General features: G+C 69.0%; 19 protein-coding genes. 4 read left to right on the plus strand and 15 right to left on the minus strand.

Features of this window, described 5'->3' with window-relative positions:
* Nucleotides 1-73: 73 nt before the first annotated feature.
* The 5 genes from AB0C30_RS27490 to AB0C30_RS27510 all read right to left on the minus strand — a co-directional run bounded on the left by AB0C30_RS27490 (nt 74) and on the right by AB0C30_RS27510 (nt 5,493).
* Nucleotides 74-1,720, minus strand: a complete 1,647-nt coding sequence (locus AB0C30_RS27490) for an acetolactate synthase (protein WP_357949576.1) — start codon at nt 1,718-1,720, stop codon at nt 74-76.
* A gap of 85 nt (nt 1,721-1,805) precedes the next feature.
* Entirely contained in the window at nt 1,806-2,576 is a 771-nt protein-coding gene (locus AB0C30_RS27495; RefSeq protein WP_357949578.1) for a hypothetical protein, read from the minus strand.
* A complete protein-coding gene (locus AB0C30_RS27500) occupies nt 2,573-3,226 on the minus strand; it encodes a response regulator transcription factor (protein WP_357949581.1) in 654 nt (217 codons plus the stop codon). Before AB0C30_RS27500 ends, AB0C30_RS27495 begins: the two co-directional genes overlap by 4 nt.
* Nucleotides 3,227-3,263: 37 nt before the next feature.
* The gene (locus AB0C30_RS27505) at nt 3,264-4,424 is read right to left on the minus strand and encodes a histidine kinase (protein ID WP_357949584.1); all 1,161 of its coding nucleotides are present in this window, start codon (nt 4,422-4,424) and stop codon (nt 3,264-3,266) included.
* Nucleotides 4,425-4,524: 100 nt separating this feature from the next.
* Nucleotides 4,525-5,493, minus strand: a complete 969-nt coding sequence (locus AB0C30_RS27510) for a hypothetical protein (protein WP_357949587.1) — start codon at nt 5,491-5,493, stop codon at nt 4,525-4,527.
* A gap of 76 nt (nt 5,494-5,569) precedes the next feature.
* On the opposite strand from AB0C30_RS27510, the gene AB0C30_RS27515 reads away from it, so the two are divergent.
* Nucleotides 5,570-6,175: a hypothetical protein gene (locus AB0C30_RS27515; RefSeq protein ID WP_357949589.1), complete on the plus strand. Its 606-nt coding sequence runs from the start codon at nt 5,570-5,572 to the stop codon at nt 6,173-6,175.
* Between the two features lie 10 nt (nt 6,176-6,185).
* On the opposite strand, the gene AB0C30_RS27520 is transcribed toward AB0C30_RS27515, so the two are convergent.
* Nucleotides 6,186-6,905 (minus strand): GntR family transcriptional regulator, encoded by a 720-nt coding sequence (locus tag AB0C30_RS27520; protein WP_357949591.1) that lies wholly within the window; start codon nt 6,903-6,905, stop codon nt 6,186-6,188.
* A gap of 485 nt (nt 6,906-7,390) precedes the next feature.
* On the opposite strand from AB0C30_RS27520, the gene AB0C30_RS27525 reads away from it, so the two are divergent.
* Nucleotides 7,391-8,863: a PAS domain-containing sensor histidine kinase gene (locus AB0C30_RS27525; protein ID WP_225301849.1), complete on the plus strand. Its 1,473-nt coding sequence runs from the start codon at nt 7,391-7,393 to the stop codon at nt 8,861-8,863.
* Between the two features lie 142 nt (nt 8,864-9,005).
* Here AB0C30_RS27525 and AB0C30_RS27530 read toward each other — a convergent pair whose 3' ends face one another.
* Nucleotides 9,006-9,260: a WhiB family transcriptional regulator gene (locus AB0C30_RS27530; protein WP_225301850.1), complete on the minus strand. Its 255-nt coding sequence runs from the start codon at nt 9,258-9,260 to the stop codon at nt 9,006-9,008.
* 279 nt (nt 9,261-9,539) lie between these two features.
* On the minus strand, nt 9,540-10,505 hold the full coding sequence (locus AB0C30_RS27535) for a diacylglycerol kinase family protein (protein ID WP_357949595.1): 966 nt from the start codon (nt 10,503-10,505) through the stop codon (nt 9,540-9,542).
* Between the two features lie 90 nt (nt 10,506-10,595).
* Between AB0C30_RS27535 and AB0C30_RS27540 the strand changes: the two genes are divergently transcribed.
* Nucleotides 10,596-10,988: a hypothetical protein gene (locus AB0C30_RS27540; RefSeq protein ID WP_357949598.1), complete on the plus strand. Its 393-nt coding sequence runs from the start codon at nt 10,596-10,598 to the stop codon at nt 10,986-10,988.
* A 47-nt stretch (nt 10,989-11,035) separates the two neighbouring features.
* Here the strand turns inward: AB0C30_RS27540 and AB0C30_RS27545 are convergent, their stop codons facing one another.
* The 3 genes from AB0C30_RS27545 to sodN all read right to left on the minus strand — a co-directional run bounded on the left by AB0C30_RS27545 (nt 11,036) and on the right by sodN (nt 12,787).
* Complete coding sequence (locus tag AB0C30_RS27545; RefSeq protein ID WP_357949601.1) at nt 11,036-11,815, minus strand: RNA polymerase sigma factor SigF; 780 nt, start codon at nt 11,813-11,815, stop codon at nt 11,036-11,038.
* A 17-nt stretch (nt 11,816-11,832) separates the two neighbouring features.
* On the minus strand, nt 11,833-12,258 hold the full coding sequence (locus AB0C30_RS27550; RefSeq protein WP_214640148.1) for an anti-sigma factor: 426 nt from the start codon (nt 12,256-12,258) through the stop codon (nt 11,833-11,835).
* Nucleotides 12,259-12,385: 127 nt separating this feature from the next.
* Nucleotides 12,386-12,787: a superoxide dismutase, Ni gene (sodN, locus tag AB0C30_RS27555; protein ID WP_214640147.1), complete on the minus strand. Its 402-nt coding sequence runs from the start codon at nt 12,785-12,787 to the stop codon at nt 12,386-12,388.
* 30 nt (nt 12,788-12,817) lie between these two features.
* Here sodN and AB0C30_RS27560 point away from each other — a divergent pair, with 30 nt between their 5' ends.
* On the plus strand, nt 12,818-13,174 hold the full coding sequence (locus tag AB0C30_RS27560) for a S24 family peptidase (protein WP_357949604.1): 357 nt from the start codon (nt 12,818-12,820) through the stop codon (nt 13,172-13,174).
* On the opposite strand, the gene AB0C30_RS27565 is transcribed toward AB0C30_RS27560, so the two are convergent.
* The 4 genes from AB0C30_RS27565 to AB0C30_RS27580 form a co-directional block, all read right to left on the minus strand.
* The gene (locus tag AB0C30_RS27565; RefSeq protein ID WP_357949607.1) at nt 13,144-13,581 is read right to left on the minus strand and encodes a CGNR zinc finger domain-containing protein; all 438 of its coding nucleotides are present in this window, start codon (nt 13,579-13,581) and stop codon (nt 13,144-13,146) included. The genes AB0C30_RS27560 and AB0C30_RS27565 overlap by 31 nt on opposite strands.
* Before the next feature lie 98 nt (nt 13,582-13,679).
* Nucleotides 13,680-14,423 carry an amino acid ABC transporter ATP-binding protein gene (locus AB0C30_RS27570; protein ID WP_225301855.1) on the minus strand — a complete coding sequence of 248 codons (744 nt, stop codon included), beginning with the start codon at nt 14,421-14,423 and terminating at the stop codon, nt 13,680-13,682.
* Complete coding sequence (locus AB0C30_RS27575) at nt 14,420-15,298, minus strand: amino acid ABC transporter permease (protein WP_357949610.1); 879 nt, start codon at nt 15,296-15,298, stop codon at nt 14,420-14,422. The genes AB0C30_RS27570 and AB0C30_RS27575 overlap by 4 nt, the downstream gene beginning before the upstream one ends.
* Entirely contained in the window at nt 15,253-16,119 is an 867-nt protein-coding gene (locus AB0C30_RS27580) for an ABC transporter substrate-binding protein (RefSeq protein WP_357949613.1), read from the minus strand. The genes AB0C30_RS27575 and AB0C30_RS27580 overlap by 46 nt, the downstream gene beginning before the upstream one ends.
* Nucleotides 16,120-16,261 lie beyond the last annotated feature (142 nt).

Below are 16,261 nucleotides of genomic sequence, written 5' to 3' on the forward strand. Positions count from 1 at the left end.
ACCCCCGCCGGGGTGCGGGGAAGACGGTTAGGGCATATCCCCCGGCGGGTGGGCGATCTGGGGGTCGGTCAGGTCAGATCCCCGTCGTGGTGCGCGGGTAGGCGATCTGGGGGTCGGTGGCGATGTTCACCATGTACGGCACGCCGGAGTCGAACGCGCGACGCAGCGCGGGACCGATCTCCGACGGCCGGGTGACCAGTTCGCCGCCGCCGCCCAGCGCCGTCACAACCTGGTCGTAACGGCACTGTGGCTGCAGCTCGGCGGCCACGTCGTAGCCGTAGAGCATCTGCATCGGGTGCTTCTCCAGGCCCCAGATGCCGTTGTTGCCGCAGATCATGACCACCGGCAGGTTGTGTCGTACGAGCGAGTCGACGTCCATGAGGGAGAACCCGGCCGCGCCGTCGCCCAGCAGCAGCACCACCTGCGAGGACGGCCGGGCCAGCCGGGCGGCGATGGAGTAGCCGAGGCCGGTGCCGAGGCAGCCGTAGGGGCCCGGGTCGAGCCAGTTGCCGGGCTGCTTGGGCTCGACGTACTTGCCGGCGTAGGAGACGAAGTCGCCGCCGTCGCCGATCACCACGGCGTCGTCGTCGAGCACCTTGCCCAGCTCGCCGTAGATGCGCATGGGGTGGATCGGGTCGGAGTCGGCCGTGAGCAGGGCGGCGTCGTCGGCGATCGCCGCGGCGGCGGCCTCCGACAGCTGGGACACCCAGCCGGAGTAGGCCGTGGGCTTCAGGCCGGCGTCGCCGCAGGCAGCGCCGAGGCTCCAGAGCACCACGGACAGGTCGCCGGCGGCCGACGCGGCGGGCTGGGTGTGCGTGGCCAGCTGCGACGGCGTGTCGGCGATGTGCACGACCTTGGCCGGCGGCGCGCCCTGCTTGCCGCCGAACCAGCCGTAGCCGAGCCGGAAGTCGAGCGGGGTGCCGACCACGATGACCAGGTCGGCCTTGGCGAAGGCGAGGCCGCGGGCGCGGGTGACGAGCAGCTCATGGCCGGCGGGCAGGATGCCGCGGCCCTGGCCGTTGGGGATGACCGGCAGCCGCCAGTTCTCGGCGAAGTCGCGCGCGGCCTCCTCGGCCCGGTCCATCCACACGTCGGACCCGTAGACCAGCACCGGGCGCTCGGCCTCGGCGAGCAGCCTGGCGATGGTGGCCAGGGACTCGGGGTCGGGCTCGAGGGGCGACGGACTCTGCGTCTCGACCGGGTGCGCCGGCGACGGCGCGAACAGGTCGTCCATGTAGAAGTCGAGGAAGACCGGCCCGCGGTGCGGCGCGACGGCCGTGCGGAAGGCCGCCTCGACGTCCTGGCCGATGGAGTCTGCTCCGGTCGCGGTGAACGACAGCTTGGTGATCGGCCCGAGCAGCGGCGGGTGGTCCATCTCCTGCAGGGCCCCGCTGCCCCAGCGTGAGCGCGGGGCCCGCCCGCCCATGACGACCACGGGGGAGCCGTTGAAGTGCGCGGTCGCGACGCCGCTGATCCCGTTGGTGATGCCGGGGCCCGCCGTGAGGACGGCCAGCCCGGGTTTCCTGGTCAGCCGGGCCGTGGCCTCCGCGGCGAACACGGCGCTCTGCTCGTGGCGTACGTCGAGGATCCGCATGCCCTCGTGCACGGCGCCGTCGTAGAGGGGGAAGACGTGCCCTCCCGACAGCGTGAACATGGTCTCGACACCATAGGCCTTGGACACGGCGACGGCGGCGTCACCGGCGTGCTTCGCAGACTCCATGCCGGGAACCTACCAACGAGCCATCAGAGTAAACAGATGTCAACGGTTGCGTCGTCACGCAGCCATGGCGGCCGGTTCCCGGTCCTCACCTGCAGCAGACATTCGCCATGCCGGCCGGCGCCTGCACGGTGATCTTCCTTGGCGAGGCAGGCTCCTTCATGATGTCGAGGTTGACGTTCTTGGCAAGCGCGTCCACGTCGTAGGACAGGCCGGGGACCAGCACGGTGACATCGCCTCTGGTTCTGACGACCGCCCGGACCTTCGTCGGAGCGTTTTCGAAGGACAGGTCGACGCGGCCCGAGCCGATCTCCACGTCGGCCTCGCCGCCCGTGAGCCTGCTACCCGTGACATCGCCGGAACCACTCCTGGCCCAGACGGTGCCCGATGTCTCGGCCACCCGCAGCGGACCCGACTCGGAGATCATCCGGACGTTGCCGAAGATACCGTTGACCGCCAGCATGCCGTTGGCCGACTCCGCCGCTACATCGGTCTCCACCGGCACGAACAGCGCGTAGTCGACATCGCAGACCGGCGCGTGCCGCTCGTCCGTGCCTGGGCACGAGGCATCGAGCCGCAGCGTCCGGCCGTCCCAGTCCTCCTTGACGGTCGGCTTCGTCTTCGACCAGCGCACTGACCGTTCGAGGAACAGCTCGCCCGCCTCGCCGGGATGGATGCTGACATTCACGCTTCCGCGCCCCGCGATCACCTTCAGCTGTGACAGCTTGAACGAGATGCTCCTGCTGGTCGTCTCCGTCGGTGGACTGGCGTGGGCGAACCCATCCCAGAACGCGGTACCGCTGATCAGCAACGCGCACACGGTCGCCACGGCGCCCGCGCTCAGCCACAGCGCCCTCATGGCAGACTCCTGATCTTGAGGAACTGCAGGACGGCGAGGACCCGGCGGTGGTCGCCTTCGGCCGGGGACAGGTCGAGCTTGGTGAAGATGTTGCCGATGTGCTTGCCGACCGCTCCCTCGCTGAGCACCAGCGCCTGCCCGATGCCCGCGTTGGAGCGGCCTTCGGCCATCAGCTTGAGCACCTCGCCCTCCCTGGGCGTCAGCCGGTCGAGCGGGTCGCTGTGCCCGCGCAGCAGCAGCTGGGCGACGACCTCGGGGTCCAGCGCGGTGCCGCCCGCCGCCACCCGGCGCAGCGCGTCGATGAAGTCGGTCACGTCGGCCACCCGGTCCTTGAGCAGGTAGCCGACGCCGCCGGTGGCCGAGGCGAGCAGCCGGGCCGCGTAGCGCTCCTCCACGTACTGCGACAGGACCAGCACCGGCATGTCGGGATGCTCGCGGCGCAGCACGAGGGCCGCGCGCAGGCCCTCGTCCGTGTGTGTGGGAGGCATCCGTACGTCCGTGACCACCAGGTCGGGCAGGTGCTCCTCAGCGGCGCGCAGCAGGCCCTCCGCCTCGTCCACGGCCGCCACCACCCGCATGCCGGCCGCGTCGAGCAGCCGGACGAGCCCTTCGCGCAGAAGTACGGAGTCTTCCGCAAGTACTACTCGCACGACAGGTCCACCTCAATGGAGTCTTCCGCCAGAACTACTACTCGCACGGCAGGTCCACCTCGATCGTGGTCGGCCCGCCGAGCGGGCTGGACAGGCGGAGCGTCCCGTCGACCGAGTCGATCCGCTGGAGGAGGCCGCGCAGCCCGGTGCCGCCGTCGAGCCGGGCGCCACCGCAGCCGTCGTCGAAGACGCGCAGGCACAGCCGGTCGCCCTCGCGGACCACGCTCACCTGGGCCTTGGTGGCCGCCGCGTGCTTGGCGATGTTGGTGAGGGCCTCGGACACGATGAAGAACGCCACCGCCTCGATGGTAGGAGAAGCGCGCAGATCGATGTCGACGCGCAGCCGCACCGGGATGGGGGCGCGCGCGGCGATGCCGGAGAGCGCCGCGTCGAGGCCCTGGTCGTTGAGCACGGCGGGATGCAGGCCGCGGACGAAGTCGCGCAGCTCTTTGAGCGCCTGCTTGGACTCCTCGTGCGCCTGCGCGATCGCCTCGCGGGCGGGCTCGGGCAGGTCGGTCAGCGTGGCGCGGGCCAGCCCGAGGTTCATGGCCAGCGAGACCAGCCGCTGCTGGGCGCCGTCATGCAGGTCCCGCTCGATGCGCCGCCGCTCGGCGTCGGCCGCGTCGATCACCCCGGCGCGGCTCTCGGTCAGCGTCTCGATCCGCTGCCCCAGCTCGTGGCGGCTGGGGCCGAGCAGAGTGCGCGCCACCGACAGGTCCAGACGCGCCATTCCCCGCGCCAGCGTCGGAGCCACCAGCAGCAGGACGAACCCGACCGCCATGTACACGGAGACCACGCCCGGTTCCCTCAGGTTGAACTCGAACACGAGCGGACGCTTCTGCAGCATCGGCTGCAGGAACGCCGTCAGCCCCACCCCGGCCGCTCCCCACGCGGCCGCCACCAGGACGGTCCCGGCCAGCCCCACCAGCGGCGAGAGCAGGTGGTAGCCGATCTGCCGCCAGGTGATGCGGCTGCGCCAGGTGGTCGGCGAGCGCACCGGCGGGATGCGCGCCCCCAGGAACGCCTCGAACCGGGAGCGCTGCACCCGGGTGAAGAGCGGCAGACCGCGGCGCATCAGGGGCGGCACTGCGGCGCACACGAGGGTCAGCCCGGCGAGGATCACGCCGACAGGCAGCCCGATCACGACATGCGCCGTGTCCAGCCAGGCGCGTGCCGACCACGGGCGGGGGACTTTCATGGCACCAACGGTATTGACCTCCGGGGCCCGCGCGACATGGGCTTGGTGTGTGCCTGCGGGGTAGGGCTAGCCCCACCCCGCGGGCGAAGAGGGGCCAGCCTCACAGCGGTGGGACGGACCAGCCCTTCTCCCTGTACAGCGGGGCGTGCTCGGCGTTGACGAACAGCCGATCCTCGGGATTGGGGATGCGGAAGTAGCTCTGCGGGTGCAGCAACTCCCTGGCGTTGTCCGACAGGTCGAGCACATAGCGGTCGGGCGCCCGTCGCTGGGCCAGGAAGCGCAGCTCGAACGGCAGCAGGGCGAGCGGGTTCGCGTGGTCCCAGAGGCCCAGCCCCGCCTCACGGGCCCGCCGTACGGCCTGCCTGGCCCGGCCCAGCGCCCCCGCTTCGGCGACCGTCCTGGCGCTGCCCGGCGCCGGCACCGCGTCGGCCAACCGGCCCTCCTGGCGGACGAACGGGTCCACGTTGGGCCAGATGAAGTAGGGGATCACGTGCCCGGCCGCGAGCAGTCGCTCGTTGTACGGATCGGGGCGGGGCTTGTCGCGCTGGTCGCGGTTGACGTAGCAGAGGAGCCTGCCGTACCGGTCGAGGATCTCGTACGCGAAGGCCAGCCTGATCTTGAACGTTTCGTCGGTGAGGCCCTGCTCAGTGATGTCGAGCTGCATCATGGTCTTGAGCGCCTGGGTGGCCGGGGCGGCATGGGCGGCGTGGTTGGGCGCGGCCGCCGGGCCCAGCCTGCCCAGCAGGTTGTTGTGCAGGGCCGTGCGGAGCGTGAGCTCCTGGTAGCCCTTCTCGAACGGGTCGGTGAGGAAGGTCGTCCAGGCGGGCTTGTCGATGGACACGAAGCCTTTGGGGAAGTCGGGGAAGTTCGGGTTGCGGGGTAACTCGAAGCTGACTTCGGGAGCGTCGACACCGAGCAGACGTACGCCGAAGTTGCCGTCGGCCGCGATGTTGATCGTGTCGCCGTCATGCACGATCTTGTCCACCGGCTGGGCCGCGCCTTTGGAGCGGCCGAGAAGAGCGTGTCCGACTGTGACGCCGGGAACGGGTTGTTCGATCGCCTTTGCCATGCCTGCATCATCACCCCGCGATGGCCGCAAGTCCCGAAATAGTTGAACGAATCGGTATTGCGGGCCGTCTCACGTGGTGACGGATGAGCTGGAGGTCCAGATGTTACAGATCGGGGTAGCCGTGGCAGCCGCCGCGGCGATGTCCATGGGGGCGGGCGTGCTGCCCGACGGGATGCTCTTCCTGGAGACCCACCCACCGGCCAAGAAGTGGGAGACCTACAAGACGACGGAGTCGAAGAGCCTCCCGCTCCGGCTGAACCCGTGCGAGCGCCGCACCGCCTCGACCGCCGACCGCCTGGCGACCCGGGCCGTCCACTACCGCTCGGAAGACACGATCAAGTACGAGCAGCTCGTCGTCTACAAGAGCGTCTCCGCCGCCCGTACGGCGATGCGGGGGCTGCGCGCGGACCTGTCCCGGTGCGCGAACTTCGGCAAGGGCCCCGACCGCCACCACTACTACACCAAGCCCCTCAAGGTGGGCGACGACGCTCTCCGGGCCGGCAGCAGCTTCTTCGAGAGCGGTGAGCAGACGGTCGTCGTGCGGAACGGCGCGACCGTCTACGTCGTGGGCGGATCGGGCTGGGCGGCGAAGAGCCTGCCGCTCAAGCGCTTCAAGGGCCTCATCTCCCAGGCGGAGCGGATGAGGGCGAAGGTCTGCGACCTGCCGAAGGCGGCCTGCTGAAGAAGCTGCCTCACGGGCGGCGCAGGCGCGTGACGAACTTGTACCGATCGCCGCGATAGAGCGACTGCGCCCACTCGACCGGGTTTCCGTCGGCGTCGAAGGCGTGCCGGGTCAGGAGCAGCATCGGCAGCCCGACGTCCACGCCGAGCGCCTTCGCGTCATAGGGCGTGGCGAGCACGGTCTCGATGATCTCCTCGGCGTCGGTGAGCCGGACGTTGTAGGCGTTGTGCAGCGTCTCGTACAGGGACGCGTGCACCTCGAGCTCCCGCCGCAGCCTGGGGAAGCGGCGGGCCGACAGATGGGTGGTGTCTATCGAGACGGGCTCCCCGTTGGCCAGGCGCAGGCGGTGGATGCGCAGGACGCGTCCGCCCGGGTTGATGGCCAGCCGCCGCGCGAGCGGCTCGTCGGCGGTGATGTAGCCGATCTCCAGGATCTTGGTGTCGGGCTCGAGGCCGGCCGTGCGCAGGTCGCCGATGTACGACGTCAGCTGCAACACCTGCGCCACCTTCGGCTGGGCCACGAAGGTGCCCTTGCCCTGGATGCGCAGCAGCCGCCCCTCGACGACCAGCTCGGTCAGCGCCTGACGGACGGTGGTGCGCGAGGTCTCAAAACGTACGGCCAGCGTCCGCTCGGGAGGCAGCGCCGCGCCGGGAGGCAGGCTCTTGGTGAGCTCGAGCAGGCTCCGTTTCACGTCGTAGTACTTCGGTACGCGAGGGCCGTCGTCCGTCACGCTCTCACCTTCACTTCTGCCACGGCGGTGAGGGCGTGTCTGATCACCGCGAGATCATCGGAACTCAGATTGGCCCGAGCGGTCAACCACCGGCACGACACAGGCAGGGGCGCGCTCGTCGTCAGACCGGGCTCGCCCGCCGTGATACATGCCGGATCGGGCAGCTCAGGTTGATTGTGAAGGATATACACAGTGGCAGGCGTGGCCGCAACCGAGGCGGTAGCCGACGCCGTAGCCGAAGTCGGGACAAAGATGAGTGACGTGTCGATCACCTCCGTTGCGCGCCGAACGGTCCCGCTCCGAGGATCGACCGAACGGAACAGTGTGACGGTTTTCACAGTGTGAGATTCCCGAAAATCAGCGGTTGACCGCACGGCGACACGCCCGTGTTCATCGGTGTTCGCGGCCTGGTGAGCACGCCGGCGGGAGGGGCGGGCCGGGTCGCCGGTTTGGTTGTTGCGGCGGAAAGCACGCATGATGCACTCGTGCCGACTCTCAGCGACCTCGTCGTCCGCCACACCGCTCTCGACGCGGCGGACCTCGACTGGCTGCACTCTCTGGTCTCCGACTGGCAACTGCTGGCCGACCTGTCGTTCGCCGACCTCATCCTGTGGGCGCCGCTCCAGGGCGAGGGCGGCGGCTGGATCGCGATCGCGCAGATGCGCCCGACCACCGGACCCACCGTCTACCACGACGACATCGTCGGCACCGTCGCGGCCAAGGGCGAGCGCTACCTGATCGACACGGCGTGGAACGAGCGGCGCATCTGCCGCGAAGGCGACCCCGACTGGTCGACGGGCGTGCCCGTCCGCGAGGAGACCATCCCCGTACGGCGGGCGGTCCCCGTCGGCGAGGCCCGCTTCCTCGCGGTGATCCAGCGCTCCACCAACCTGTCCTCGGCGCGCACCCCGTCGCGCCTGGAGCTCACCTACCTGCAGAGCGCCTCCGACCTGGCGCAGATGGTGGCCGAGGGACGCTTCCCGTTCTCCGGCGAGGAGCCGATCCTGGTCCGCTCCCCGCGCGTCGGCGACGGCCTGCTGCGGCTGGATCGGGCGGGGCGCGTGACGTACGCGTCTCCGAACGCGCTGTCGGCCTACCGGCGGCTCGGTCTGCACGCGGATCTGGTCGGGGCCGAGCTGGGCCGGGTGACCGCCACGCTCTGCTACTCCGACGAGCCGATCAACGAGGACCTGATGATCGTGGCCAGCGGGCGCGCGGCCAAGGAGACAGAGGTCGAGTCCGGCGGGACGATCGTGCAGCTCCGGGCGATCCCGCTGATCGTCGGCGGCGGCCGCATCGGCGCGCTGGTGCTCATCCGTGACGTGACGGAGCTGCGCCGCCGCGAACGTGAGCTGATGACCAAGGACGCGACCATCCGCGAGATCCACCACCGGGTCAAGAACAACCTGCAGACGGTGGCGGCCCTGCTCCGGCTCCAGGCACGGCGCCTGCGCGTGCCCGAAGGGCGGGAGGCGCTGGAGGAGGCGGTGCGGCGGGTCGGCTCGATCGCGATCGTGCACGAGACGCTCTCTCACGCGCCGGAGGAGTTCGTCGACTTCGACGACATCGCCGACCGCGTGATCGCGATGGCGGGCGAAGTGTCGGCGGCGGAGGCGGCGGTCACCCCGCGACGGATAGGCAGCTTCGGCACCCTTCCGTCGCTCATCGCCACACCTCTGGCGATGGCTCTCACCGAACTTCTCCAGAACGCCTTGCAACACGGCCGCCCCAAACACCTGCAAGTGGTCGTGGAACCGACTCCCGACAGGCTGCACGTGACCGTCTGGGACGACGGTCAGGGTCTGCCCGACGACTTCGAGCTGGACAATTCCACGAGCCTGGGCCTGCAGATCGTCCGCACGCTCGTGGTCGGCGAGCTCTCGGGCAAACTCTCGATCGCCCCTCGCCTGGAGGGCGGCACAGAGGTGACGCTCTCCATCCCACTGCCGGCCGCCTGACGGCGTGCCCTTGTCACGGGCGCGCTTATCGGCGGCCCGCCACGTGCGGGTTCAGCGCGCGTCTCCCTGGAGGCCCTCCACCACGGATGGCGGGTAGGGCCGGCCCATGCCTGCCGTACGAGCTGCGGATCGGGCGGTTCGGCTAGGCGGAGGCGCGAGCGCGGGCACGGGCGCTGCGGCGCTTCAACGCCCTGCGCTCGTCCTCGCTCAGGCCGCCCCAGACGCCGGCGTCCTGGCCGGACTCAAGGGCCCACTTCAAGCACAGGTCGACCGCCGAACACGAGCGGCACACCTGCTTGGCCTCTTCGATCTGCATGAGTGCCGGGCCGGTGTTGCCGATCGGGAAGAACAGCTCGGGGTCGACGTCACGGCAGGCAGCTCGGTGGCGCCAGTCCATGCGTTTCACTCCTTAGTAGATGGAACCTCTGGTCGGCTCCGTGCGGCTACTACTTTGTGAAGAGTTTCACTAACTCGCGCGAGCAACGACCCGGATCCTGCGTTGGACCGGGGTTGCCCGCTGAGCGTCGGAGCGGACCCGGTAAGGCTTGTTAAAGGTCCTACGTTCCGACGTCAAAGTTGAGCCTGTCAGCCACTGAGAGTGCACGCAAGAGGGTTGGTAGGAAGTTTTGGTGTGGATGGATGTCGGATGCGTCACACAATGACCGAATGTAACCAGCTAGACCAGAACTTGTAATGCGTTCGGGATAGAGCGGAATGTCACTGATTCCCGTTCCCCCAGGTAGTCGCCGTCCAGCTCGAAGGCCACAGGGCGGTCTGCCGCGAGCGTGAACTCGGACTCGTCGTGGAGCTGGACGAGGTGCCGGCCCGATGGAAGGGTGTCACGCTCCGTGAGGATCTGCCGGATGGCGGGAAGTATCGAGGTCACGCCTATCTCTTGGAGTCCCAGCAGGTCGAGCCCGGTCTCGAAGCCGGCCCAGGGTGTGGGCAGGACCGGCCGGGTGCCGATGTAGGTCCAGGGCGAGGTGTTGGAGATGATCGCCATGTACACGCCCTTGGCGGCGGGAATGCCGGGGCCGCTCAGCGTCATCGCCGGGTGGCGCTTGTCAGTGGCGAAGTAATGGCGCAGCGCGGTGTTGACGTAACGCGTGGGTGTCGCCTTCCGGCCCGTGCCGCGCAGCCCCTCGACGGCCCGGATGACCTCGGCGTTGTACCCCATCCCACCGCCGAAGGTGAAATATCGGCTCTGATCCTCCCAAAGGGCTTGCCCCAACCCCACGGTCCTGCGGCGGCCGTCACGCAGCGCCTCGAGCACAGCGCCCGTGGCCTCGACCGGGTCGTTCGGCAGGCCCAGGTCGCGGGCGAACACGTTCGCGCTGCCCCCGGGGATGACGATCAGCGCGGGCCGCCCGGCGCTGGGGTCGTCCTGGTACGCGGGGTCGTCGCCGTTGACGGCGTTGAGCAGGCCGTTCACGGCCTCGTTGATCGTCCCGTCGCCGCCCAGCACGGCCACCACGTCGTAGCCCTTGGCGTGCGCGGTGGTGGCCAGCGCGGCCGCGTGGCCCCGGTACCGGGTCTGTTCCACGGTCAACTCGACGGCGGCGCCGAGCGCGCGGATCAGTACGTCACGCCGGCGGGCATTCGTGGTCGTGGCCTTGGGGTTGACCAGGAGCATCGCTCGCATGTCGTTCAGACTAGCCGGTGCCCGATATCTGGCTTATCGGCCATTAGTCGGAATCTGGAGGCGGCGAGGGGCACCGATAGGGTTTGGGGCGTGAACCGACCTTGGACACTTCTCGCCGCCGCGCTCATCGTCGCCCTGGAGGGCCTCGTGGCGCTCGGTCTCGGTCTGTACGTCGCGGTGGAGACGCTGGCCGGCGCGGCGGAGGACATCACCAGCGCGCTGGCCGAGTCGGCGTTCGGGGTGCTGATCGGCGCGGGATTGGTCTGGGTGGCCTGGGGCGGCCTGTACAAGATGGAGCGATGGGGGAGATCGCCCAGCGTGCTGGCCCAGATCTTCGTGCTCCCGGTCGCGATCACGCTCATCCAGTCGGACAAGCCGCTCTATGGGATCCCGCTGATCGTGGTGGCCGTCGCCGGCCTCGGCACGTTGCTCGCGCCCCCCACCACCCACGCCCTATATGGCGAGGACTCGCAGAAGGGTTAGCTGTCGAGGGTCGGTCGTCGGCCCTCGATCGCGTTAGTCGTCCAGGGTCAGTCGTCCGCGGTCAGGCCCTCGCGCAGCTGGGCCAGCGTGCGGGCCAGCAGCCGTGAGACGTGCATCTGCGAGATGCCCAGCTCGGTGGCGATCTGCGACTGGGTCATGTTGCCGAAGAAGCGCAGTAGCAGGATGCGCTTCTCACGGGGCGGCAGTCGTTCGAGCAGCGGCTTGAGCGACTCGCGGTATTCGACGCCTTCGAGCGACTCGTCCACGATGCCCAGCGAGTCGGACACGGCGGGCGCGTCGTCGTCACCGGAGTCGGGCGCGTCGAGGGACACGGTGGAGTAGGCGTTGGCCGACTCCAAGCCCTCGAGGACCTCCTCCTCGGTCATCTTGAGGTAGGCGGCCAGCTCCGCGACGGTCGGTGCCCGGCCTTCGCGCTGCGACAGCTCGCTGATCGCCTTGGTCAGCGACAGCTTGAGCTCCTGGAGACGGCGCGGCACGCGCACCGCCCAGCCCTTGTCACGGAAGTGGCGCTTGATCTCGCCGACGATCGTGGGCGTGGCGTAGGTGGAGAACTCCACGCCGCGGTTGAGGTCGAAGCGGTCGATGGACTTGATCAGTCCGATGGTGGCGACCTGGGTGAGGTCGTCGAGCCACTCGCCCCGGTTGCGGAAGCGGCGAGCCAGATATTCGACCAGAGGAAGGTGAAGCTCGACCAGCTCGTCCCTGATGCGCTGCCGACGCGGCTCGTCAGGCCCCAGCTCGGACAGCTCGGCGAAGAGGATGCGGGCCCGCACCCTGTCGGGCACGGCGTGGTCGCTGGTGGCCATGGCTCCAGTCCTTTCCGTCACGCCGGCCTCGCCGTGCCTCGGCGCTTACGCAGGACGATCGCCATGCGATCGGGAGAGTCGATCACCGCTTCCACATCGTCTGCCAGGGCGGTCAAGACCATCCAGGCGAAGTCGTCCCGCTTTGGCGCGGAGCTGCCGACCGTCGCGACCTCGACCCTGACCTGCATTTCCTGCCCGGTCAGCTCGAACTCGGCGGTCAGATCGGTCCCGGGCACGGCCTCGCTCAGCAACATCGCGCACGCCTCGTCGACCGCGATCCGCAGATCCTCGATCTCGTCCAGCGTGAAGTCGAGCCGTGCGGCCAGTCCGGCAGTGGCCGTACGCAGTACGGACAGGTAGGCACTCGCGGCCGGGAGCCTGATGCTCACCACGTCGCGGATGCCGGCCACGCCCTCAGCCCGCGTCTCGGTTTCCTCGGTCACGTTCCTCCTCGCGAATACGGCGCTGACTGCAACTTACCGCCCCCGGGAGGTGGTTGGCGGAATCAGACTCGCCATCGACCGAAAAGGCTCTGCGCGGAAGGTCGCCGCACAGAGCCTTTGTGCCGATTTAGGCGGCCTTCGTCTCCCAGAAGATCTTGGAGATTTCGTCGATCTTGCCGAGAAGGTCCTCGGCCTTGGTGACCTCGACCGTGCCCTTGCCGCCGGCCGCGCCGGCGAGCTTCGTGGCCTCCCAGAAGAGCTGGTGAAGCTGGGGGTACTGCTCGAGGTGCGGGGGCTTGAAGTAGTCGGTCCAGAGCACCCACAGGTGGTGCTTGACGAGCTCGGCCCGCTCCTCCTTGATGGAGAGCGCCCGGGCCCGGAAGATCGGGTCCTCGTTGGCCGCGTACTTCTCCATGATCGCCTTGACCGACTCCGCCTCGATCCGGGCCTGCGCGGGGTCGTACACCCCACAGGGCAGGTCGCAGTGGGCAGAAGCGACATGCTTGGGTCGTAGCAGTCGTGCGAGCATCAGAAAGTCCTTCCTTGATGCTGAATCAGCTTGGTCCAACTACCGACCTTACTCGGGTCCAAACGCCTGCGGCGGAGGGGGTCACAGCCCATGAGAGTGCGTGTCGAGGGGGATTCGATGCGGCCGGCGCTGGTGCCCGGCGACTGGCTCCTCGTACGGCGTGGCGCCGCGGTGCATCCCGGTGATCTGGTCGTGGCGCGGCTCCCGGGCGAGCCCGAGCGGCTCATCGTCAAGCGGGCCCAATGGCACGGCGACGACGGCTGGTGGCTGGAGAGCGACAACCAGCGGGCCAGCGGGCGCCGCGACAGCTGGGACTTCGGCCCGGTGAGCGACATCGTGGGCCGGGTGGTGCTGCGCTACTGGCCGCTCCTGCGGCGGGCACGGTAGGCGGCGACGTTGGCCCTGCTGGCGCACCGGGCGGAGCAGTAGCGGCGCGAGCGGTTGGAGGAGGTGTCGAGGAAGGCCCGCAGGCATCGTGGCTCCTGGCAGCGGCCGAGCCGGTCGGCGCCCAGCTCGGCGACGAGTGCGGCCAGGCCCATCACGGCGCCGGCGGCGGCCGTGCCGTGCGCGTCCACAGCCAGGTGGAGGTGCCAGTGCTGCCCGTCGTGGTCCGACAGTTGGGGGCGCACCGGATGGCGCACGAGCAGCGCGTTCAGGCGCGCTACGACGGCCTGCTCGCCGCCGGTCCCGTCGAACACGGCCGCCAGTTCGTCACGCAGCTCCAGGAGCTCCGGCGGCGGGTGCGGATCGTTCACCAGCCGGACCGCCCACTCGGCGTAAGAGGTGAGGTCCATGCCGGAGTATTACACGAGCCGCGGGGCGCCCAGCCTCGGACGCCCCGCATATAGGCTCTCAGGGGCTGCGGGGCTCGCTTTGGAGGCCCCGCTGAAGGTCAGCCCTCCGGGTGCAGGACGCGCCTGAGGAAGGAGCGGGTCCGCTCCTGCTTCGGGTCGCCGATCACCTCGGTGGGCGTCCCCTCCTCGACGATCACCCCGCCGTCCATGAACACCACGCGGTCGGCCACCTCGCGGGCGAACCCCATCTCGTGGGTGACCACCAGCATGGTCATGCCCTCCTCCGCCAGCTTGCGCATAACGGCGAGCACGTCGCCGACCAGCTCCGGGTCCAGCGCCGAGGTGGGCTCGTCGAAGAGCATCAGGTCCGGGTTCATGGCCAGCGCCCTGGCGATGGCCACCCGCTGCTGCTGTCCGCCGGAGAGCTTGCCGGGATATTCGTCGCACTTGTCGCCGACACCGACCTTGGCCAGGTTCTCCCTGGCGACGATCTCGGCCTCCTTCTTGCTCCGGTTCAGCACCCGCTGCTGGGCGATCATCACGTTCTGCAGCGCGGTCAGGTGCGGGAAGAGGTTGAACTGCTGGAACACCATGCCGACGTGCCGCCGGGCCGCGTCGATGTCGGCGTCGGGATGGGTCAGCTCCAAGCCGTTGACGAACACCCGGCCCTTGGTCGGCGTCTCCAGCACGTTCACGCAGCGCAGCAGCGTCGACTTGCCCGAGCCTGAGGGGCCGATGACGCAGACCACCTGACCGGGTTCGACGGTGAAGTCGATGCCCTTGAGCACCTCGTTGTCGCCGAAGTACTTGTGGAGTTCCCTGATCTCTACGGCGTGCGTCACCGTTTCCTCCCCTGGCGCGCTTCGAGGCGGCGTACCACGAACCCGAGCGGAATCGTGATCAGCAGGTACGTGGCGCCGGCCACGATCAGCGGCGTGCTGTTGGCCTGGTCGATCGTGGTGTCGGAGCCGAACTTGGTCAGCTCGGTGGTCGCCGCCGTCACGCCCAGCGTGAAGACCAGCGAGGAGTCCTTGAACAGCAGGATCAGCTCGTTGGTCAGCGGCGGGATCACGATCCTGATGGCCTGCGGCAGGATGATGGAGAGCATCGCCCGGCCCGGCTTCATGCCGAGCGACCTGGCCGCCTCCATCTGACCCTTGGGCACCGCCTGGATGCCCGCGCGGAACGACTCGGCCATGTAGGCGGCGGCCACCAGGCCCAGCGCGAGCGCCACCGTACCGTAGACGTCGCCGGGGAGCTTGAACCCGGGGAACGCGATCGGCAGGCCGAACCCGAGCAGCAGGAAGATGATCAGCGCGGGCAGGCCGCGGAAGATCTCGATGTAGACGAGGGCGACCACCCGGTAGGGGACCACCGAGGACAACCGCATCAGCGCCAGCACGAGACCGAGCGCGAAGCCGATCACATAGCCGGCGACGGTGAAGATCAGGGTGTTCTTCAACGCGACCGTGAACAGCGTGGGGAACATCCCCGCGGCGACCTTGCCGTTCAGGAAGTTCTCGAAGATCTTCGGCCAGTCCGCGAGCAGGATCACCGCGAGGAGGACGAGGACGAAGACGGCGTACTGGATGGCGAGGCTGACGCGGCGGCGCTGGCGGGGGCTGAGCCCGCTTTTCGCGGGCTCAGCCGTGGTCGGCGTGGTCGTCATGATCAGGAGGTGGGCGTCGGGGTCGTGACGGGCGCGGCGCCCATCCACTCCTGGTACTCCTTGGTCCAGGTGCCGTCCTTGATGGCCTCGGCCAGGGACTCGTTGATGACCTTGAGCAGCGCGGCGTTGCCCTTCTTGACGGCGAAGCCGTACTGGGCGTGGGTCGGCACCTGGCCGGACAGCTCATAGGCGGAGGAGACGTTCGGCTTCTTCATCCAGTCGACGACGACCGGCAGGTCCTGGATCACCATGTCGACCTGGCCGGACTGCAGCGCGAGCAGCAGCTTGCCGGAGTCCTTGAACTCCTTGGCCTCGATGCCCTTGCTCTTGGCGAGCGTGAGGCTGGTCGTGCCGGCCTGCACGCCGACGCTCAGGTTCTTGCTCTTGGCGGTCTCGAGGTCGGGCACACCGGCGCCCTTCTTGGTCACCAGGCCGAGCACTTCGTCGAAGTAGGGGTTGGAGAAGTCGAGATGCTGCTTGCGGTCCTCGGTGATCGTCATTCCGGCGGCGGCGACGTCGCACTTGGCGGCGCTGAGCGCGGCACCGCCCTTGATCGAGTCGAAGTCGATGTCCACGATGTCCTGCGTCACGCCCAGCTTCTTGGCGACCAGGTCGATCATGTCCACGTCGAACCCGACGACCTTGCCGCTGGCGTCCTTGGACTGGAACGGCGGGTACGGCAGGTTGGTGCAGGTGGTCAGCTTTCCGGGGGCGACCAGCTGTACTCCGCCCGCCGCTGTGGCGGGTGCGGAGGACGAGGCGCTGGTGCCCGTCTGCGAGGTGCTGCCGCAGGCGGACAGCGCCAGGGCGGCGGTCAGGGCGAGCGCACCGGTGGTGTAGCCACGGCGCGTCCTGGGCCAGAGGGCCATGTGCGGGCCTCCTCGAGTGATATGTAAGGAAAGTTGGTTTTTGTGAAGTTTAAATGGCCTTTTGCTGCGGACCGTCATCTGAGAATTAACAATGCGTCAACAGAACGGAGTCGGTCCTGAGACAGACCCCATCTCAGCATGT

This window comes from Nonomuraea sp. NPDC048901 (assembly GCF_040649695.1).
In the GTDB taxonomy this organism is placed as follows: Bacteria; Actinomycetota; Actinomycetes; order Streptosporangiales; family Streptosporangiaceae; genus Nonomuraea.